The organism is Pseudomonas sp. PDM13 (genome assembly GCF_025685765.1).
Taxonomy (GTDB): domain Bacteria; phylum Pseudomonadota; class Gammaproteobacteria; order Pseudomonadales; family Pseudomonadaceae; genus Metapseudomonas; species Metapseudomonas solani.
The window spans coordinates 164,781-185,321 of sequence record NZ_JAOTQU010000009.1 but is presented as its reverse complement, the minus strand read 5'-3'; the positions used below and the strand labels follow the sequence as shown (position 1 = coordinate 185,321).

Genomic DNA, 20,541 nt, shown 5'->3' with positions numbered 1-20,541 from the left:
CCTAGCTCGGCGATCACTCTCCTCAGTAACGTAATCGGCCACGCGATTCTGCCGAGTAAAACCGATGAAGAACATAAGCATTCTGGTTCTGGAAGACGAACCGTTCCAGCGCCTGTTAGCCATGGCCGCCTTGGAAAAGCTGGGCTTGAAGAGCATCCGCGGCGCCGGGGACGGCACCGAAGCACTGGCCATGCTTCAGGAATGTGGTGGCGTCGATATCGTGCTCTGCGACCTGCGCATGGCCGGCATGGACGGCCTGGCCTTCCTCCGACATGCCAGCCAACGGGGCCTGACACGGGCGGTGGTGTTGAGCAGCGCGGTTGAGCCGATGCTGCGCCAGGCCACCATCTCGATGATCCGCTGCCTGGGCCTGGAGTTTCTCGGCGACCTCGGCAAGCCCTTCGACATCGGCCGCGCCAGCCAGCTGCTGCGCGCCTTCGAGCCCGAGCCGGGGCTGCCGGTCGGCACACCGGAGGTGATCGAGATCCCCTCCCTGAACGACCTGCTCGACGGCTTCGAGCGCGGTGAGTTCGAGGCCTGGTTCCAGCCCAAGTTCGATATGCGCAGCGGTGCCCTGCAAGGTGCGGAGTTGCTCGCCCGTTGGCGCCACCCGCAATACGGCGTCCTCAGCCCGGCGCATTTTCTGCCCCAGGTCGAAAGCAATGGCCTGGTCGACCGCCTGTTTTGGCAACTGTTCGAGCAGGGGCTGGCGCTACAGCGTGACCTGGCCACCGTGGGGCAACGCATCGAATTGGCGTTCAACATCCAGCCCAGCCAGTTGAGCGACCAGAAAATGGTCGAACGCATCGCCCGCCGCCTGGAGGAAAGCGGCCTGCCCGCCGATGGCTTGAACTTCGAAGTGACCGAAACGGGCCTGCTGCGGGCGCCCGCCGCCAGCCTGGAGAACCTCGTCAGGTTGCGCCTGATGGGCTGCGGCCTGGCCATGGACGACTTCGGCGCTGGCTACTCCTCGCTCGACCGCTTGTGCGAACTGCCCTTCAGCCAGATCAAGCTCGACTCTTCATTCGTGCGCAAGCTGCAGAGCCACCCACGTTGCGCCGCCGTGGTCAGCAGTGCCGTAGCCCTGGCCAGCACCATGGACATTTCCCTGGTGGTGGAAGGGGTGGAAAGCCCGGAGCAGAAGAAGCGCCTGCTGGAGCTGGGCTGCTCCCTGGCGCAGGGGTTTCTCTTCGCCCGCCCCATGGACGGCGCCGCCTTGAAGCGCCATATCGCGCAACGATGAACCGCGCCGCAGCGCAGCTCAGGCCTCCTGCAGGTACTCGCGCAGGCCGCTCTCCAGCGCTGTCAGCGCACGCGCAAGCGCATCGCCCGCCTGCTGCAGCCGAACCCCATCGGGCGGCGCATCGGCAGCGGCCGCCATCAATTGCCGGCAGGCCGCTATCACCCCCGCCGCCTTGACGACCCGCGCCGCGCCGATCAGCCGGTGAGCCAGTTCGGCAAGCCCCTCGACATCGCTCGCCTCCAGCAACGGCGCCAGGGCCGCGAGATCCTTGCGGTTGGTCGCCAGCAACTCGCCCAGCAGATTTCTCACCAGCGCTTCATCGCCCCCGGAGAGAGGCTGCAGCGGGGCCAGGTCGAACAGCGCCCCGTCATCCAGTGACTCCGCGCCCTGCTGGCGCTCCCGGGCATGGCCGCCAAGCGCGAGCTGCAGGGCATCCAGGCCGATGGGCTTGATCAGGCATTCATCCATGCCGGCGGCGAGACCCCGCTCGATCTCCTCGGGCTGGGCGTCGGCGGTGAGCCCGATGATGCACACAGCCGCCAGGCCCCGCTCGCGCTCCTCCAGGCGGATGGCAGCCGCCAGCTCGGCACCGCTCATGCGCGGCATGTGGCAGTCGGTGGCAACGGTATCGAAGCGTCCTTCGCGCCAGCGTTGCAGGGCTTCTTCGCCATCTCCTGCTTCCTCCACCTCATGGCCAAGGAAGACCAGCTGCTGCTGCAGGATCTGCCGGTTCACCGGGTGATCGTCCACCACCAGCACGCGCAACCGACGTGAAGCCACCACCGCAGCGGCCGGCGCGGCCTCCAGCGGCGGTACGGGGTCCAGGCGGTGCAGGCGCAAGCCCACCTCCACCCGGGTGCCGCGCCCCGGAACGCTGTCGAGGCTCAGGCGCCCGCCCATCATTTCGCAGAGCGAGCGGCTGATGACCAGGCCCAGCCCGGTGCCATCCACCGGCTGGCCTGCCCGCTCGATCCGGGAGAAGGGGCGGAACAGGCGCGCCTGGTCCGCCGGCGAGATGCCGATGCCGCTGTCCTCGACGCTCAAGCTGACCCTGAGCATCCCCGCCTCCGAGGTGTCCCCTTCCACGCGCACCGCGACCCGCCCGTGCGTGGTGAACTTGATGGCGTTGCTCACCAGGTTGGAAAGAATCTGTTTGAAACGCTGCCCATCCACCAGCACATCGCCCTGGATGCTGCCGTCGATCTCCAGCACCAGCTCCAGGCGCTTCTGCCGCGCCAGGCCGTCGAACACCCGAGCCACCGATTCGACCAGCTCGCGCAGGTTGGCGCGCCCGGGCGCCAGGCTGAGCCGCCCCGACTCGATACGCGCGATATCGAGGATGTCGCCGATCAGCGTCAACAAGCTCCTGGCAGAGCCATAGGCGACCTGGATGCCCGCCGGGTCGATGGGCCCGCTCTCGGCGCGCTTCAGGGCCAGTTCGAGGATGCCGATCACCGCGTTCATCGGTGTGCGGATTTCGTGGCTCATGGTGGCGAGGAACGCCGTTTTGGCGCGACTGGCGTCGTCGGCCTGGCTCTTCGCCGCCTCCAGCTCGCGGACCAGGTGATGGTGCTCGGTAATGTCCAGCCAGCCGCCGATCACCCCCTTTATCGCGCCGGTGGAATCCTGGAAGGGCTGGATCCAATGCTCGATCCACAGCCGTCGCCCACCCAGCTCCAGCTCGTGTGTGCCCTGGATCAGGCCCCCGCCCTGCATGGCCTGGAGGTAGCTCTCGTGGAAGAGCGGCGCGGCCTCGAAGGCCAGCGGCAACTCCGCCACCGTGCGGTCCAGCACCTGCTCCCGCTCCAGGCCCAGGGTCTGCAGGTAGCTGCGGTTGCAGGACAGCATCCGGCCAGCCGTGTCACGCACATAGACAGGGGGCGGCATGCTGTCGATCAGGGTTTCGATGAAGCGCAGCTCGTCGTTGAGCTGCCGCTCCGCCGCCCGCCGCTTGCGCACCTCACGGCGCAGGCGCAGCCCCCAGGCGAGCACCAGCCCCAGCAGCACCAGGGCACCGATGACGATCTGCAGGATCAGCTGGTTGTAGTCGCGCCAGGTCTGCGCACTCATGGCCGGGCTGCCGCGCCAGCGATTGGCGGCGGCATTCAGTTCGTCCGGCGCCAGGCTGCCGAGCGCCTTGTCGAGGATCGACTGCAACTCGACATCGCCCCGGCGCATCGCAAAGTTCGCGGTGGCCGGGTCGATGGGCACCAGGGACGCCACCGCTAGCCGATTGCGGAACAGCCGCACCACGTAATAGCGAGCAGTGGGCAACGACACCAGCGCCGCATCGGCGTCGCCGCTGTAGACCAGGTTCATGGCATCCAGGGACGAGGCCGCCGCCAGCAGCTCCGCGCCGGGGTAGATGCCCCGCGCCTCTTCGGTCGCCACATGGCCGGCGGCGATGGCCAGGCGCTTGCCATCGAGGCCGTCGAGCGGCTCGGCAAGGCCGTCTTGCGCCCGTCTCGCCACCAGTACGAAAGGATTGGTGACCACCGGCCGGGTGAAGCGCAGCGCGCCTTCACGTTCGCGCCCCTGGGTGAGGATGGCCAGGTCGAAGCGCCCCTGGCGCAAGCTTTCCATCTGGTCGGCGAGGCTGCCCCGGCGGCTGACCGCCTCGAACCGCAGGCCGGTGCGCAGGGACACCATCTCCAGCAGGTCGGCGGCGATGCCGCGGAACTGGCCCTGGGCATCGAAGAACGCCATCGGCGCCATGTCGTCGTCGATCACCAGGCGTACGCGCGGGTGACGCTCCACCCAGCGCCGCTCCTCCGCCGTCAGCGGCAACGGCTCCAGCGCCGGCATCACGCCGCTGCCCACCCAGCGCTTGGCGATGCCCTCCAGGCGCGAGCGGCCCAGGGCGCGCAGGGCCGCGTCCAGGCCGCGAAGCAATTGCGGGTCCCCAGGGCGAACGATGAAGGCCACGCCATCGGCCTGGAGTTCAGCGAAGCGTTCGAAGCGCACCAAACCGTAGAAGCCCCGGTTGATCCGGTAGTAGGCGGTCAGCACGTCGCCCAGGTACAGATCGGCCTTGCCGAAGGCTACGGCGGCCAGCGCCTCGTCCACCGAGCCCGCCGCCACCAGGTGCGCCCCGGGGAAGCTCTGGCGCAACGCGGGATCGGTGAGGTATTCGGTGGTGGTGGCGATGGTCAGCCCGGCCAGGTCGGCCGGGAATTCGCGACCATCCTCCTGGCGACGAAACAGCGCGGCGTGCTCGATGGCGAACGGCTGGCTGCGCGCCACGGCAGCACCACGCAAGCCGTGGCTGGATGCGCTGGCCATATCGATCTCGCCATCCTCCAGCGCCCGGGCCACGGCGGCCTGGTCGGGCAGCCTGCGCAGGACGACGCGCATGCCGAGCATCTGGCCAACCAGCGCCACCACATCCGCAGTCATGCCCTCGAAACTGCCATCGCGCTGCAGCATCGCCAGCGGCGCCTCGATGTCACCCGCCACCCCCAGCACCAGCTCGCGCTTCTGCCGCAACCAGTGCCAATCGCTTTCGCCAAGGGTGAGTTCCTGCTGGTCTACCCGTAGCTGGCTGGCCAGACGCAGGGGGATGGTTTCCTGGGAAGCGGCCCGGGCCGACAGGGCGAGCGGCAACAGCCAGAGGCTCAGGCAGAAGTACTGCACAAGTACGCGGAGTGAGAAATGACGGAGCACCGGGCCGACCTGTTTCTAGGCGTTGGACGAAAGGAACATTAGTTGAAGAGCGGCAATTCGTTAATCGTCCGAGTGTATTTAAAAACTGCCTACATAGGCTGTAGGAAACTTCCCAAACATCCGGACCCGGCCTTCACCGCGAATATACTTCCCGCCTCACGTATTCAGCCAACTCCCCAGGCTCCACGGCCAAAAGGCCCGTGGCCACTGGCGTGGCCCACTGTGGTCACGTCAGGAATATTAGGAATTGTCTGAAAGACTTCAACATAACTTCTGAAGAAATATCCCATAGCGTCGGATCGACCTACAGCGGTTATTGATCCGCCTTGGATAACTTGTTTGCGCCGCGCCCACCGGCAATTGCGCAAACACTCACCACGAAAACTTGCCCTTTAATCGAACGGCTTTGCGTGCGCGCCGTAGACCATTGGGAAACTCGCTAAGGAGTACTGAATAGATGAGTAAGATTCTGCTTATCGACAACCAACCGATGATCCGCTTCGCCACCCGCGTGTTGCTGGAGCGCGAGGGCTACGACATGGTCGGCGAGACCGAGAACGGTGTGGAAGGGCTGAGCCTGGCCCGTTCGCTCAAGCCGGACCTGGTCATCCTCGACATCGCCATCCCCAAGCTCGACGGCATGGAAGTGCTGACCCGCCTCGCCGCCATGGACGTCAACCTCAAGCTGCTGGTGCTGACTTCGCTGCCCGCCGCGCTCTACGCCAACCGCTGCCTGCAGGCCGGCGCCACGGGCTACCTGTCCAAGCAGGAGCAGGCCGTCAGCCTGATCGCCGCGACCAAGTCGGTGCTCTCCGGCTACAGCCTTTTCCCCAGCACCGTGCACCTGCCGGTGCCGTCCCAGGCCGGCGAAGACACCCAGTTGCTGGATAGTCTCTCCGACCGTGAGCTGGCGGTGCTGCAGAACCTGGCCAATGGCAAGAACAACAAGGAAATCGCCGAGCAGCTGTTCATCAGCCACAAGACGGTGAGCACCTACAAGTCGCGCCTGATGGACAAGCTCAAGACCCGCAACCTGGTCGACCTGATCGACTTCGCCCGCCGCTACGCCCTGCCCACTCCCTGACCGCTCACCCCGCCGCTCGCGCGGGCGGCAGGCCGATCACCCGTGCCACATGCACGGGTGGCGGCAGTTGCCGATGCGCCGCCGCCAGCCCGCCGACCCTCTCGGCGACCGTGCTGGCGAACGGCGTCGAGCACGCAGTCGCACTGTCCACGCTCATCAACATCTGCTCGCTCGCCGCCAGCAACGCATCGCCACCCTCGGGGTACAGCCCGTGGTGGATGTGCAGGCGCTTGGCGTCGTGGGCGAGCACCTGGGTGCGCACCTCCACCCCGGCGCCGAGCTTCACCTCGGCGAGAAAGTTGAGGTGGCACTCCAGCGTGTAGAGGGTGTGACCGCTGCTCGCACGCCCCGCCTCGTCCAGGCCGATATGCTCCATCAGCGCGTCGGTGGCGTAGCTGAAGATCAGCAGGTAGAACGCATCGCGCAGGTGGCCGTTGTAGTCCACCCATTCGGCGGGAATGGCGGTGCGGTAGGTGGTGAGGGCTTGGCTCATGGCGATTCCTGGCGATGGCCCTCTCCTGGGGAGAGGGCCGGTTCGAAGTAGCGGAGGGTCCGTAGGGCTTCAGTCGGCGAAGGCGAAGCCGTGCTTCTCCTTGGTCGCCTTCACCGCGTCGAGCACCGCCAGCAGGCAGTCATCACGATAGCGCTCCAGCTCGGCGATGCTGCGCGAGCCCTGCTGCTCGCTGGTGCCTTCCACCACGCCGTCGATCAGCGCTTCGGTCAGCTCCGGGGCCGGCAGGTAGGTCCAGGGCAGTTGCAGTGCCGGGCCGAACTGCGCCATGAAGTGGCGCATGCCGGCATTGCCACCCGCCAGGGTGTAGGTGAGGAAGGTGCCCATGAAGGACCAGCGCAGCCCTGCGCCGAAGCGGATCGCATCGTCGATCTCGCCGGTGCTGGCAACGCCGTCGTTGACCAGGTGCAGCGCCTCGCGCCACAGCGCCTCCAGCAGGCGGTCGGCGATGAAGCCGGGCACTTCCTTGCGCACATGCAGGGGTCGCATGCCCAGCGCGGTGTAGATCTGTATCGCCGCCTGCACGGCCTCCGGCGCGGTCTTCTCGCCGCCCACCACTTCCACCAGCGGCAGCAGGTAGACCGGGTTGAACGGGTGGCCCACCACGCAACGCTCCGGGTGCACGGCGTCGGCGTAGAACTCGCTGGGCAGCAGGCCCGAGGTGCTGGAGCCGATGATCGCCTCCGGGCGCGCCGCCGCGCTGATGCGGGCGTGCAGGTCGAGCTTCAGGTCGAGCCGCTCGGGCGCGCTTTCCTGGATGAAGTCGGCGTCGCGCACGCATTCCTCGACCGTCTCGACGAAACGCAGGCGTTCCTGGGAGGCGCCCGGCGCCAGGCCCTGCTTCTGCAGCGCCGGCCAGGCGTTGGCGATACGGGTGCGCAGGGCGGCTTCGGCACCGGGCGCCGGGTCCCAGGCAACGACGTCGAGGCCGTGGGCCAGGGCGCGGGCGACCCAGCCGCTGCCGATGACGCCGCTGCCGAGGGCGGCGAAGGTCTTGATGTGGGTGATGAAGGCCATGGTGGCTCCTGATCCTGTGTCCGATAGGGGGGTTCCCGGGCTGAAGCCCGGGCTAGGGGAGAAACGTCAGCCGCGGCGCTTGAGGTTCATCTTCTCGCGGCCCTCGGCCGGGCTCAGGGCACGGCCACCAAGGCGCTCGATGATCTCCACCGCCCGCTCCACCAGCTGGCCGTTGCTGGCGTGCACGCCACGGTCGAGCCAGATGTTGTCCTCCAGGCCGACGCGCACGTTGCCGCCCAGCAGCATGGCCTGGGCGACCATGGGCATCTGCGAACGGCCGATGCCGAAGCCGGCCCAGGTGGCGCCCGCCGGCAGGTTGTCGGCCATGGCCTTCATGGTGGTGGTGTCCGCCGGGGCGCCCCAGGGGATGCCCAGGCAGATCTGGAACAGCGGGTCGTCCAGCAGGCCTTCCTTGAGCATCTGCTTGGCGAACCACAGGTGCCCGGTGTCGAAGATTTCCAGCTCGGCCTTCACCCCCAGCTCGGTGATGCGCTTGGCGCCGGCGCGCAGTTGCGCGGGAGTGGAGACGTAGATGAAGTCGCCATCGCCGAAGTTGAGCGTGCCGCAGTCCAGGGTGCAGATCTCCGGCAGCAGCTCCTCCACATGCTTGAGCCGCTCCAGCGGGCCCACCAGGTCGGTGCCGGCGCCGAACTCCAGGGGCTGCTCGCCCTTGCCGATCTCCAGGTCGCCGCCCATGCCGGCGGTGAGGTTGATGATCACGTCGGTGTCGCTTTCGCGGATGCGTTCCACCAGCTCGCGGTAGAGCGCCACGTCGCGGCTGGGCTTGCCGGTGCGCGGGTCGCGCACGTGGCAGTGGGCGACCGTGGCGCCGGCCTTGGCCGCTTCGATGGCGGCGGCGGCGATCTCCTTCGGCGTGACCGGGATGGCCGGGTGCTTGCCGACGGTATCGCCGGCGCCGGTTACCGCACAGGTGACGATGACTTCATGGTTCACGGTTGCAACATCCTTTCTTGGAGGCGATCGGGTGCCGTGCGCGGCGAACCGCGCACGGGAGGAAGCGAAGCGTTGGTAACGGCAGCGAAGCTGCAGGAGCTACTTGAGCGAGGCGATGGCCGTCTCGGCGCCGTTCTTGCCGTCGAAGGTGGTCACCCCGGCGAGCCAGGCCTTGACCACTTCGGGGTTGGCCTTGATCCATTCGCGGGCGACTTTGGCCGGTGCCTCGCGCTCCATGATCGGCTGCATCAGGCGGCTCTCCTGCTCGCTGGTGAAGCGCAGGTTGGTGAGCAGGCGGTCGGCGTTGGGGCAGCGCTGGGCGAAGTCCGGCGCGGTGACGGTGGAGACGGTGGCGGCGCCGTCGTTGGGGCCGAACACGTCATTGCTGCCGGTGAGGTAGGTGATCGGCATCTGGATGTTCATCGGGTGCGGCTTCCAGCCGAAGAACACCACCGGCTTGTGGTTCTTCACCGCCCGCGACACGGCGGTGAGCATGGCCGCTTCGCTGGACTCCACCAGCTTGAAGCCGCCGAGGCCGAACTGGTTCTCGTCGATCATCTTCTTGATCGCCGTGTTGGCCCCGGAACCGGACTCGATGCCGTAGATCTTGCCGTCCAGCTGGTCCTTGTAGCGGGCGATGTCGGCGAAGGTCTTCAGCCCCTCTTCCGCCGTGTAGGTGGGCACCGCGAGCACGGCCACGGCGTCCTCCAGGGACGGCTTGGGCGCCACCTTCACCGACGCGCTGTCGAGGAAGGGCTGGATGTTGTCGTCCATGATCGGCTTCCAGTAGCCGAGGAACACGTCCACCTGCTTCTTCTGGATGCCGGCGAAGATGATCTGCTGCGACGCCTGGGTCTGGGTGGTTTCGTAGCCGAGGCCGGCCAGCAGCTCGGAGGCCACGGCGGTGGTGGCGACCACATCGGTCCAGCCGACCGCGCCGATGCGGATCTTCTGGCAACTGGCGTCGTCCGCCGCCAGCAGGGTGGAACTGAACAGGGTGAGAAGACAGCAACCCGCGAGTGCGTTGAGACCTTTCATCGAATGCTCCCCTACAGCCGTACGGTTATCGGGCCACGCGGCCCGTCTGTTGTTGTGCCGGGGCGCTTGGTGCCCCGCCGTTCGCGGGCCCTGTTGCACCCGTGGCAGCCAGATTACGCAGCGCCAAACCGGCCAAATCGAACTAAAACGACCGAATGTTGAACGGGAACGACCTCCTGCATTGCCTTGTCCGCCGTCCTGCCTTTTAGTGTGACAACGCCCCGACAGGACGCCCCGATGCCCCAGACCCTGTGGTTCCTCCTGCTGCCCGGTTTTTCCATGATGGGCCTGATGTCCGCCATCGAGCCCCTGCGCGTGGCCAACCGCTTCCGTGGCGAACTCTACCGCTGGCGCCTGCTGAGTGTGGACGGCGGAGCGGTGGAAGGCAGCAACGGCATGTCCCTCAACGTCGATGCGGCGCTGGAGCGTCCCGGCACCAATGACAGCCTGTTCGTGGTGGCCGGCTTCGAACCCCTGGCCAGCTTCACCCCGCGCCTGGCCCACTGGCTCAAGCGCGCCGACCTCGACGGCGCCACTCTCGGCGGCATCGACACCGGCAGCTTCGTGCTCGCCGAGGCCGGCCTCTTCGCCCGCCAGCGCCTGACCCTGCACTGGGAAGCCATCGACGCCTTCCAGGAACGCTACCCCGGCCTGCTGCCGACCCAGGAGCTGTTCGAAATAGACGGCCGCCGCATCACCAGCGCCGGCGGCACCGCCACCCTCGACCTGATGCTCACCCTGATCGGCCGCGACCACGGCGATGAACTGGCGGTGGAGGTCTCCGAGCAGTTCGTCCTCGGTCGCATCCGCACCCGCCAGGATCACCAGCGCATGCAGATCACCCGTCGCTACGGCGTGCACAACCGCAAGCTGGTGCAGGTGATCGGCGAGATGGAGCGCCACAGCGAGCAGCCCCTGGGCTCCGCCGAGCTGGCCGCCCTGGTGGGCGTCACCCCGCGTCAGCTGGAGCGCCTGTTCCGCCTGCACCTGGACGACACGCCGTCCGGCTTCTACCTGGCCCTGCGCCTGGAGAAGGCCCGCCAGCTGCTGCGCCAGACCGACATGGGCGTGCTGGAGATCGGCCTCGCCTGCGGCTTCGAATCCTCCTCCTATTTCTCCCGCTGCTACCGCAACCGCTTCGCCGCCTGCCCCAGCCAGGACCGCCACGAACACCCGGCCAGCGAAACAGCGCCGCCCGGCACGCGCACGCAACGCCCGGCACGATCAGCGACGGATCAGCGCATCTGAGCGCAGATCGGCGCCGTTCACCCCGCACTCCCCATCGCGCCCTGGCGCATCGGCCAGCCCCGCGGCCAACCGTCTTGCCCATCCACGACCCCGCATTGACGCTTTCGGCAATACCCCGGTCGTTTTTGCGCGATAGCGCCGAAAGCCCCGGCGATATGCTCGGTTCAAAGCGCCGGCAGAAGATTCGGCGCACCAAGAATCAAGGGGACAGCCTGATGAGCCCAGCCGAATTGCACGCCGACAGCATCGTCATCGATGGCCTGATCATCGCCAAATGGAACCGCGAACTCTTCGAGGACATGCGCAAGGGCGGCCTGACTGCGGCCAACTGCACCGTTTCCGTATGGGAGGGCTTCCAGGCCACGGTGAACAACATCGCCGCCAGCCAGAAGCTGATCCGCGAGAACAGCGACCTGGTGATGCCCGTGCGCACTACGGCGGACATCCGCAAGGCCAAGGAGCAGGGCAAGACCGGCATCCTCTTCGGCTTCCAGAACGCCCACGCCTTCGAAGACCAGATCGGCTACGTCGAGGTGTTCAAGCAGCTCGGCGTCGGCATCGTGCAGATGTGCTACAACACCCAGAACCTGGTGGGCACCGGCTGCTACGAGCGCGATGGCGGGCTCTCCGGCTTCGGCCGCGAGATCGTCGCCGAGATGAACCGCGTCGGCGTCATGTGCGACCTCTCCCACGTCGGCTCCAAGACCTCCGAGGAAGTCATCCTCGAATCCAAGAAGCCCGTCTGCTACTCCCACTGCCTGCCGTCCGGCCTCAAGGAACACCCGCGCAACAAGTCCGATGAAGAGCTGAAGTTCATCGCCGACCACGGCGGCTTCGTCGGCGTGACCATGTTCGCGCCCTTCCTCGCCAAGGGCATCGACTCCACCATCGACGACTACGCCGAGGCCATCGAATACACGATGAACATCGTCGGCGAGGACGCCATCGGCATCGGCACCGACTTCACCCAGGGCCACGGCCAGGACTTCTTCGAGTACCTGACCCACGACAAGGGCTACGCCCGCCGCCTGACCAACTTCGGCAAGATCATCAACCCGCTGGGCATCCGCACCGTGGGCGAATTCCCCAACCTCACCGAAACCCTGCTCAAGCGCGGCCACCCCGAACGCGTGGTGCGCAAGATCATGGGCGAGAACTGGGTGAACGTCCTCAAGGACGTCTGGGGCGAGTAACGCCAGCCCGAACCGAACACGAACGTAGGGTGGATGACGCTCTTTTCATCCACCAGCCCCCCGCGCGGTGGCTCATCTCTGCGGTGGATGGATGAAGCGTCATCCACCCTACACCTGACCTGAATTCGGAGTTATCCACATGGCCAAACACGCCCCCGAACTGCCCATCGAAGTCGACAGCGAAACCGGCGTCTGGACCAGCGACGCGCTACCCATGCTCTATGTGCCGCGGCACTTCTTCGTCAACAACCACATCGGCATCGAAGAGGTGCTGGGCGCCGACGCCTATGCCGAGATCCTCTACAAGGCCGGCTACAAGTCCGCCTGGCACTGGTGCGAGAAGGAAGCCGAATGCCACGGCCTGGAAGGCGTCGCGGTGTTCGAGCACTACATGAAGCGCCTGTCCCAGCGAGGCTGGGGCCTGTTCAAGATCCAGGACATCGACCTCGACAAGGGCACCGCCAGCGTCAAGCTCGAGCACTCCGCCTTCGTCTACGTCTACGGCAAGGTCGGCCGCAAGGTCGACTACATGTTCACCGGCTGGTTCGCCGGGGCCATGGACCAGATCCTCCAGGCGCGCGGCAGCAGCATCCGCACCGTCGCCGAACAGGTCTACAGCGGCTCGGAAGCAGGCCACGACGACGGCCTGTTCACCGTCAAACCCCTCTGAGGCGAGGCACGGCACCATGGCGTTCGAAGCAATGTTCCAGCCGATCCAGATCGGCAAACTGACCATCCGCAACCGCGTGCTCAGTACCGCCCACGCCGAAGTCATCGCCACCGACGGCGGCATGACCACCGAGCGCTACGTGAAGTACTACGAGGAGAAGGCCAAGGGCGGCATCGGCCTGGCCATCTGCGGCGGCTCGTCCGTGGTATCCAGCGACAGCCCGCAGGAATGGTGGAGCTCGGTGAACCTCTCCACCGACCGCATCATCCCGCACTTCCAGAACCTCGCCGACGCCATGCACAAGCACGGCGCCAAGATCATGATCCAGATAACCCACATGGGCCGGCGCTCGCGCTGGGACGGCTTCAACTGGCCGACCCTGATGTCGCCTTCCGGTATCCGTGAGCCCGTGCACCGCGCCACCTGCAAGACCATCGAGATCGAAGAGATCTGGCGCGTCATCGGTGACTTCGCCAAGGCCGCGCGCCGCGCCAAGGCCGGCGGCCTGGATGGTGTCGAGCTGTCCGCCGTGCACCAGCACATGATCGACCAGTTCTGGAGCCCGCGCGTCAACAAGCGCACCGACGAATGGGGCGGCACCTTCGAAGGCCGCATGAAGTTCGGCCTGGAAGTGCTCAAGGCGGTGCGCGAGGAAGTCGGCCCCGACTTCTGCGTGGGCCTGCGCATCTCCGGCGACGAGTTCCACCCCGATGGCCTGTCCCACGAGGACATGAAGCAGATCGCCAAGTACTACAGCGACACCGGCATGCTCGACTTCATCGGCGTAGTCGGTTCGGGTGCCGACACCCACAACACCCTGGCCAACGTCATCCCCAACATGAGCTACCCGCCGGAGCCCTTCCTGCACCTGGCGGCCGGCATCAAGGAAGTGGTCAACGTCCCGGTGCTGCACGCGCAGAACATCAAGGACCCGAACCAGGCCACGCGCATCCTCGAAGGCGGCTATGTCGACATGGTCGGCATGACCCGCGCGCACATCGCCGACCCGCACCTGATCGCCAAGATCAAGATGGGCCAGGTGGACCAGATCAAGCAGTGCGTCGGCGCCAACTACTGCATCGACCGCCAGTACCAGGGCCTGGACGTGCTGTGCATCCAGAACGCCGCCACCACCCGTGAGTACATGGGCCTGCCGCACATCATCGAGAAGACCACCGGCAAGAAGCGCAAGGTGGTCATAGTCGGGGGCGGCCCGGCCGGCATGGAGGCGGCGCGCGTCGCCGCCGAACGCGGCCACGACGTCACCCTGTTCGAGAAGAAGGACCAGCTCGGCGGGCAGATCAGCATCGCCGCCAAGGCACCGCAGCGCGACCAGATCGCCGGCATCACCCGCTGGTACCAGCTGGAGATCGCCCGCCTCGGCGTCGACCTGCGCCTGGGCACCGGCGCCGATGTCGACACCATTCTCGACCTGCGCCCGGATGTCGTGGTGCTGGCCAACGGCGGCCACCCCTTCATCGAGCAGAACGAACACTGGGGCGCGGCAGAAGGCCTGGTGGTCAGCTCCTGGGACATCCTCGAAGGCAAGGTCGCCCCCGGCCGCAACGTGCTGGTCTACGACACCATCTGCGAATTCGGCGGCATGTCGGCAGCGGACTATCTTTCCGAGAAGGGCTCCCAGGTCGAGATCGTCACCGACGACACCAAGCCCGGCGTCGCCATGGGCGGCACCACCTTCCCCACCTACTACCGCAGCATGTATCCCAAGGAAGTGATCATGACCGGCGACCTGGTGCTGGAGAAGGTCTACCGCGAGGGCGACAAGCTGGTGGCGCTGCTGGAGAACGAATACACCGGCGCCCGCGAGGAACGCGTGGTCGACCAGGTCGTCATCGAAAACGGCGTGCGCCCCGACGAGAGCCTGTACTACGCGCTCAAGCAGGGCTCGCGCAACAAGGGCCAGATCGACGTCGACGCGCTGTTCGAGATCCGCCCGCAGCCCTGCCTGGCCGAAACCGGCGACGGCTACCTGCTGTTCCGCATCGGCGACTGCGGCGCCCCGCGCAACGTGCACGCGGCGATCTACGACGCCCTGCGGTTGTGCAAGGACTTTTAAAAGCAGCCACAAGCGGCAAGGGGTAAGCCGCAAGCAAGAGCCGGAGCGGGACTCGGCTCTTGCTTGCAGCTTGAAGCTTGTCGCTTGCCGCTGCGGCCAAGGTGGTTATCCATGTTGAGCACATTGCTTCCGATCCTTCTTTTCACCGCCCTGGCACTGGCCGTACTCGGCGCCGCCAAGCGCTTCCTCATGTGGCGTCGGGGCCGGCCGGCGAAGGTCGACTGGCTGGGTGGCCTGCTGGCCATGCCGCGCCGCTACCTGGTGGACCTGCACCACGTGGTCGAGCGCGACAAGTACATGTCCAAGACCCACGTGGCCACGGCCGGCGGCTTCGTCCTGGCGGCGCTGCTGGCGATCCTCGTGCATGGCTTCGGGCTGCACAGCCGCATCCTCGGTTTCGCCCTGCTGGGTGCCACGGCGCTGATGTTCGTCGGCGCGCTGTTCGTCGCCAAGCGCCGCCTCGACCCGCCCTCGCGGCTGTCGAAAGGCCCCTGGATGCGCCTGCCCAAGAGCCTGCTGATGTTCGCCGCGAGCTTCTTCATCGCCACCCTGCCGGTGGCCGGCATCCTGCCGGAAGGTTTCGGCGGCTGGTTCCTCGCGGCCATTCTCGCCGTGGGCGTGGCCTGGGGCGTGTCCGAGCTGTTCTTCGGCATGACCTGGGGCGGGCCGATGAAGCACGCCTTCGCCGGTGCCCTGCACCTGGCCTGGCACCGTCGCGCCGAACGCTTCGACGGCGGTCGTTCCACCGGCCTCAAGGCCCTGGACCTGGCCGACCCGAGCGCGCCCCTGGGCGTGGAAAAGCCCACCGACTTCACCTGGAACCAATTGCTCGGCTTCGACGCCTGTGTGCAGTGCGGCAAGTGCGAGGCCATGTGCCCGGCCTTCGCCGCCGGCCAGCCGCTGAACCCGAAGAAGCTGATCCAGGACATGGTCATCGGCCTGGCCGGTGGCAATGACGCCAACTTCGCCGGCAGCCCCTACCCAGGCAAGCCCCTGGGCGAACACAGCGGCGGCCCGCACCAGCCCATCGTCGCCCTGCAGGGCAAGGCCCTGGTGGACGCCGAGACGCTCTGGTCCTGCACCACCTGCCGCGCCTGCGTCGAGGAGTGCCCGATGATGATCGAGCACGTCGATGCCATCGTCGACATGCGCCGCCACCTCACCCTGGAAAAGGGCGCTACCCCGAACAAGGGCGCCGAGGTGCTGGAAAACCTCATCGCCACCGACAACCCCGGCGGCTTCGCCCCCGGCGGGCGGCTCAACTGGGCGGCGGACCTGAACCTGCCGCTGATGAGCGAGAAGAAACAGGCCGACGTGCTGTTCTGGGTCGGCGACGGCGCCTTCGACATGCGCAACCAGCGCACCCTGCGGGCCTTCGTGAAGATCCTCAAGGCCGCCGAGGTCGACTTCGCGGTGCTCGGCCTGGAAGAGCGCGACAGCGGCGACGTGGCCCGGCGCCTGGGCGACGAAGCCACCTTCCAGCAGCTGGCCCGGCGCAACATCGCCACGCTTTCGCAGTACCGCTTCACGCGCATCGTCAGCTGCGACCCCCACAGCTTCCACGTGCTGAAGAACGAATACGGCGCCCTTGGCGGTCACTACCAGGTGCTGCACCACAGCACCTTCATCGACGAGCTGGTACAGGGCGGCGCGCTGAATCTCGGCCAGAGCAAGGCCGGTGCCGTCACCTACCACGACCCCTGCTACCTGGGCCGCTACAACGGCGAGTACGAGGCCCCACGCGCCGTGCTCAAGGCCATCGGCATCGAGGTGAAGGAAATGGCCCGCTCCGGCTTCCGCTCCCGCTGCTGTGGCGGCGGCGGTGGCGCACCGATCACCGACATCCCCGGCAAGCAACGCATCCCCGACATGCGCATGGTCGACATCAAGGAGACCGGTGCCGAGGTGGTGGCCGTGGGCTGCCCGCAGTGCACCGCGATGCTCGAAGGCGTGGTCGCACCGCGCCCGGAGATCAAGGACATCGCCGAGCTGGTGGCCGAGGTGCTGGTCGAGGCCCCGGCAGAAGCGAAGAAGCCGGCAGCGGCGAAACGCGAAGCCGTGGCGGAGGTGCATTGATGCAACGCCTTGCCCACCTGCGCCCCTCCCGCACGGAGATTCAACGATGAGCGACATCATCCGCCGCGACCCGCGTGCCGAGCGTATCGCCCGCAATCGCCTGCACCCCCTGCATGCCGCAATGCAGCAGCAGGGACAGACCAGCTGGATGGGGCCCAACGGCGTCATCCGCAAGAACCCCCACGCCATCGCCGCCGGCTTCATCGGCCCCGCCGGCATCAAGCGCATCGACCGCAGCGGCGCCCAGCAGGGCACCAGCAGCAAGCGCAGCGGTGCCAGCGAGGCGGTGCAACTGCCGCTGCATGTGGTGGCGCAACCGGCCTTCTACATCGCCGTGGTGCCGGACATGGTCGGCGGCCGCCTAGGCAGCCACGACAAGGACCTGCTCGGCCTGGCCAACAAGCTCGCCGGCCCGGACGGCGCGGTGGTCGCGGTGCTGTTCGGCGACGACAAGGAAACCGCCTTCGACAGCGCGGGCGTCGACCGCATCCTGCGCATCCAGGGCGAGGCCTTCGACGGCTACGCGCCGGAAGCGCGGGTGCTGGCCCTGAGCGCCGTGGAAAGCCAGCTCGCCCCGCGCCACTGGTTGCTGCCCGACAGCCGCAGCGGCGGTGGCGAACTGGGCCGGCGCCTGGCCGCCAAGCTCGGCGAGCGCCCCGCCACCCGCGTCTGGCAGGTGGATGGCGAGCACTGCAGCGGTCGCGCCGGTGCCGGTCGCGAAGACCTGGTGCGCGCCACGCCGCGGCTGATCCTGGCCGCCGCCGAGTGCGCCGAGCCGGTCAGCGAGACCCGCCACGAAGCCAGCCCCATCGAGCTACAGGCCAGCATCGCCCGCAGCCTGCCGCGCATCGAGGACCTCGGCGCGGTGGCCGTTGACCCGGCGCAGATCCCCATGGCCGAGGCCGAATTCATCCTGTCCGGAGGCAACGGCGTGAAGGACTGGGCACAGTTCCACGAAGCGGCCAAGGCACTGGGCGCCACCGAGGGCGCCTCCCGCGTCGCGGTGGACGACGGCCACATGCCGCGCAACCGCCAGGTCGGCGCCACCGGCACCTGGGTCACCGCGCGGGTCTACCTGGCGGTGGGCATCTCCGGCGCCATCCAGCACCTGCAGGGCATAGGCGCCTGCGACAAGGTGATCGCGGTGAACATGGACCCGGGCTGCGACATGATCAAACGCGCCGATCTCTCGGTGATCGGCGACTCCGGCGCCATCCTCGCCGCGCTGATCGAACGGATCACCGCACACCGTCAGGGAGGTGCACGCGATGCCGCATGACGCACTGAACATCGTCGCCCTGGTCTCGGTCGGCGCCCACCCCACTTCCGGCCGCCCACGGCGTGCGGAACAGGACGCACGTGCAGTGGAACTCGGCCTGCGCCTGGGTGGCGAACGCCTGCAGGTGCTGCACGCCGGCAACCCGCGCGAGGAGGCCCTGCGCGCCTACCTGGGCATGGGCCTGGCGCAGATCGCCGTACTCGAACAACCCGCCCAGGCCGACGCGCTACCCGCCCTGGCCGATTACCTCGCCGACGCCGGCGCGCAACTGGTGCTCACCGGCAGCCAGGCGGAAACCGGCGAAGGCTCGGGCATGCTGCCCTTCCTGCTAGCCGAGCGGCTCGGCTGGCCGCTGGTGGTGGGCCTGGCCGAAGTGGAAAAGGTGGAGAACGGCGTGGCCCAGGTGCTGCAAGCCCTGCCCCGAGGACAACGACGCCGCCTGCGGGTGCGCCTGCCGTTTCTCGCCAGCGTCGACAACGCCGCCCCGGTGGCACGCCAAAGCGCCTTCGGCCCGGCGCGGCGCGGCACGCTCAAGGCCTGCGACGTCGAGGTGGTTGAAGACGCGCTGCTGGCCGAGGCACGCTTGCAGCCGGCCCGGCCCAGGCCCAAGCGCCTCAAGGTGATCAAGGCCAAGACCGGCGCCGAGCGCATGAAGGCGGCCACGGCCAAGGCTTCAGGCGGAGGCGGCAAGGTGCTCAAGGACCTGTCGCCAGACGAGGGCGCCGAGGCTATCTTCAAGCTGTTGATGGAAGAAGGAGTGCTGCGCTGACGCGCAGCCCGATGACCGGAGGAGACAGGCCATGATGCATGCCGATCTGATCGACCAGGAAGATTTCCGCGAGCGCCTGGTGGCGCTGGGGCTGCCCATTCCCTCGGGGGTGAGCGCCGAACAGGCCTGCGAGCACGCTGTGAGCGGCCTCAGCCCCGAACGCGCCGTGGCCCTGCGGCGCCTGGTGGAGGAACTGCTGGGAGGCCGCGCCACCCTGCTGCCCAATGTGCGCGAGGCCATCTCCCGCACCCTGCTGCCGGCGCTGGTACCGCGCTGATCCACCCGCAACGAAAAAGGGCGCCGATGGCGCCCTTTTTCATGCCGGCTCGAAAAGCATCGCGAATGAATTCGCTCCCACAGGAATGGAGCCCGCAACAATGCATTGGCGTCGCGTTGTGGGAGCGGTTTCAACCGCGAAGAAACCGCGGCACGGCGGTGAGATTGAAATGACCGGGGCCGCTGTGCGGCCCCGGGAGGTTTTACAGGCGCACGCTGGCGAAGGTGGACTCGCCCTGGGCGCGGGTGAGGGCCGCCATGGCGGTGGAGGACGAAGGCCGCATCAGGTCCTCGGGCATGGGCACCAGGGCGACCACGTTGGCGTTCTGGTTGGCCCGCTCGTCACGCGGCGGAATGCCGAAGTACTCGCGGTAGCACTTGGAGAAGTGCGGCGTGGAGACGAAGCCGCATACCGAGGCCACTTCGATGATCGACATGGCGGTCTGCTTGAGCAGCTGGCGCGCGCGGATCAGGCGCAGCTTCAGGTAGTAGCGCGACGGCGAGCAGTGCAGGTACTTCTGGAACAGGCGCTCCAGCTGGCGGCGGGACACATCGACATAGCAGGCCAGCTCGTCCAGATCGATGGGTTCCTCGAGGTTGGCCTCCATCAGCGCGACGATTTCCTGCAGCTTCGGCTGGTTGGTGCCGAGCATGTGCTTGAGCGGCACGCGCTGGTGGTCCTGCTCGTTGCGGATGCGTTCGTAGATGAACATCTCGGAGATTGCCGCCGCCAGTTCGCGACCGTGCTCGCGGGCGATCAGGTGCAGCATCATGTCCATCGGCGCGGTGCCGCCGGAGGAGGTGTTGCGGTTGCGGTCGATGGAGAACAGGCGGGTGGTGATGGCGGCGCGGGGGAAGGCCTCCTGCATCGCCGCCAGGCATTCCCAGTGCACGCTGCAATCGTAACCATCGAGCAGGCCGGCCTTGGCCAGCGCCCAGCTGCCGGTGCACACGGCGCCGAGCTGGCGGCCCTGGCGCGCCTGGGATTGCAGCCACTGCAGATGTTCACGGGTAACGCTGTGCTGGATATCGACGCCGCCGCAGACGATCACCGCATCCAGTGCCGGAGCGTTCTCCAGGCCCGCATCGGGGGTGATCTGCAAGCCATCGCTGGCGCTTACCGGCAGGCCCGTCTGGGTGAGGGTGAACCAGCGGTAGAGCTCCTTGCCGGACAGCTGGTTGGCCATGCGCAGCGGTTCCACCGCGGAGGCCAGTGAAATCAGGGTGAAGTTGTCCAGCAGCAGGAAGCCGATGGATTGGGGTGCGCGGTTCTGGGGCTGGGAGCCCTGGTTGAACTGTGACATCTGAAAACCCTCACGCTAAGCACGCTGTGAACCTTCGTTGCGAGGTTCTCTTCTTATGGTTCTGGTACGGCGACTGACCCAGATGGTTACGCCTGATACGAGGCAAAGGTCATGCCTAAATTGTTCAGCCGTTCAATAA

At 67.2% G+C, this 20,541-nt stretch carries 16 protein-coding genes; 10 read left to right on the top strand and 6 right to left on the bottom strand.

Annotated elements, in window-relative coordinates:
• The first annotated feature begins 64 nt into the window (after nt 1-64).
• Complete coding sequence (locus OEJ36_RS12315) at nt 65-1,243, top strand: EAL domain-containing protein (protein ID WP_263401715.1); 1,179 nt, start codon at nt 65-67, stop codon at nt 1,241-1,243.
• 18 nt (nt 1,244-1,261) lie between these two features.
• Here the strand turns inward: OEJ36_RS12315 and OEJ36_RS12310 are convergent, their stop codons facing one another.
• Nucleotides 1,262-4,906, bottom strand: a complete 3,645-nt coding sequence (locus OEJ36_RS12310; protein ID WP_263401714.1) for a transporter substrate-binding domain-containing protein — start codon at nt 4,904-4,906, stop codon at nt 1,262-1,264.
• Nucleotides 4,907-5,363: 457 nt separating this feature from the next.
• On the opposite strand from OEJ36_RS12310, the gene OEJ36_RS12305 reads away from it, so the two are divergent.
• Nucleotides 5,364-5,990, top strand: coding sequence for a response regulator transcription factor (locus tag OEJ36_RS12305; RefSeq protein WP_021218157.1), 627 nt, complete (start codon nt 5,364-5,366; stop codon nt 5,988-5,990).
• A 4-nt stretch (nt 5,991-5,994) separates the two neighbouring features.
• On the opposite strand, the gene OEJ36_RS12300 is transcribed toward OEJ36_RS12305, so the two are convergent.
• The 4 genes from OEJ36_RS12300 to choX all read right to left on the bottom strand — a co-directional run bounded on the left by OEJ36_RS12300 (nt 5,995) and on the right by choX (nt 9,510).
• Nucleotides 5,995-6,483, bottom strand: a complete 489-nt coding sequence (locus OEJ36_RS12300; RefSeq protein WP_263401713.1) for a thioesterase family protein — start codon at nt 6,481-6,483, stop codon at nt 5,995-5,997.
• A gap of 69 nt (nt 6,484-6,552) precedes the next feature.
• Nucleotides 6,553-7,518, bottom strand: a complete 966-nt coding sequence (locus tag OEJ36_RS12295) for an L-carnitine dehydrogenase (RefSeq protein ID WP_263401712.1) — start codon at nt 7,516-7,518, stop codon at nt 6,553-6,555.
• A gap of 66 nt (nt 7,519-7,584) precedes the next feature.
• On the bottom strand, nt 7,585-8,472 hold the full coding sequence (locus tag OEJ36_RS12290; RefSeq protein WP_021218160.1) for a 3-keto-5-aminohexanoate cleavage protein: 888 nt from the start codon (nt 8,470-8,472) through the stop codon (nt 7,585-7,587).
• A 99-nt stretch (nt 8,473-8,571) separates the two neighbouring features.
• The gene (gene choX / locus OEJ36_RS12285) at nt 8,572-9,510 is read right to left on the bottom strand and encodes a choline ABC transporter substrate-binding protein (protein WP_263401711.1); all 939 of its coding nucleotides are present in this window, start codon (nt 9,508-9,510) and stop codon (nt 8,572-8,574) included.
• Between the two features lie 237 nt (nt 9,511-9,747).
• On the opposite strand from choX, the gene OEJ36_RS12280 reads away from it, so the two are divergent.
• The 8 genes from OEJ36_RS12280 to OEJ36_RS12245 all read left to right on the top strand — a co-directional run bounded on the left by OEJ36_RS12280 (nt 9,748) and on the right by OEJ36_RS12245 (nt 19,099).
• Nucleotides 9,748-10,758, top strand: a complete 1,011-nt coding sequence (locus OEJ36_RS12280) for a GlxA family transcriptional regulator (RefSeq protein ID WP_263401710.1) — start codon at nt 9,748-9,750, stop codon at nt 10,756-10,758.
• Nucleotides 10,759-10,973: 215 nt separating this feature from the next.
• The gene (locus OEJ36_RS12275) at nt 10,974-11,951 is read left to right on the top strand and encodes a dipeptidase (protein ID WP_263401709.1); all 978 of its coding nucleotides are present in this window, start codon (nt 10,974-10,976) and stop codon (nt 11,949-11,951) included.
• 139 nt (nt 11,952-12,090) lie between these two features.
• Nucleotides 12,091-12,621, top strand: a complete 531-nt coding sequence (locus OEJ36_RS12270) for a DUF5943 domain-containing protein (protein WP_263401708.1) — start codon at nt 12,091-12,093, stop codon at nt 12,619-12,621.
• A gap of 16 nt (nt 12,622-12,637) precedes the next feature.
• Nucleotides 12,638-14,698 (top strand): dimethylglycine demethylation protein DgcA, encoded by a 2,061-nt coding sequence (dgcA, locus tag OEJ36_RS12265; protein ID WP_263401707.1) that lies wholly within the window; start codon nt 12,638-12,640, stop codon nt 14,696-14,698.
• Between the two features lie 111 nt (nt 14,699-14,809).
• Nucleotides 14,810-16,774 (top strand): dimethylglycine demethylation protein DgcB, encoded by a 1,965-nt coding sequence (gene dgcB / locus OEJ36_RS12260; RefSeq protein WP_263401706.1) that lies wholly within the window; start codon nt 14,810-14,812, stop codon nt 16,772-16,774.
• Between the two features lie 46 nt (nt 16,775-16,820).
• Nucleotides 16,821-18,053 carry an electron transfer flavoprotein subunit alpha/FixB family protein gene (locus tag OEJ36_RS12255; RefSeq protein WP_263401705.1) on the top strand — a complete coding sequence of 411 codons (1,233 nt, stop codon included), beginning with the start codon at nt 16,821-16,823 and terminating at the stop codon, nt 18,051-18,053.
• Complete coding sequence (locus OEJ36_RS12250; RefSeq protein ID WP_263401704.1) at nt 18,043-18,822, top strand: electron transfer flavoprotein subunit beta; 780 nt, start codon at nt 18,043-18,045, stop codon at nt 18,820-18,822. The genes OEJ36_RS12255 and OEJ36_RS12250 overlap by 11 nt, the downstream gene beginning before the upstream one ends.
• A gap of 31 nt (nt 18,823-18,853) precedes the next feature.
• Nucleotides 18,854-19,099 carry a hypothetical protein gene (locus OEJ36_RS12245; RefSeq protein ID WP_263401703.1) on the top strand — a complete coding sequence of 82 codons (246 nt, stop codon included), beginning with the start codon at nt 18,854-18,856 and terminating at the stop codon, nt 19,097-19,099.
• Between the two features lie 202 nt (nt 19,100-19,301).
• Here the strand turns inward: OEJ36_RS12245 and OEJ36_RS12240 are convergent, their stop codons facing one another.
• Nucleotides 19,302-20,402: a GlxA family transcriptional regulator gene (locus tag OEJ36_RS12240; protein WP_263401702.1), complete on the bottom strand. Its 1,101-nt coding sequence runs from the start codon at nt 20,400-20,402 to the stop codon at nt 19,302-19,304.
• Between the last annotated feature and the right edge of the window lie 139 nt (nt 20,403-20,541).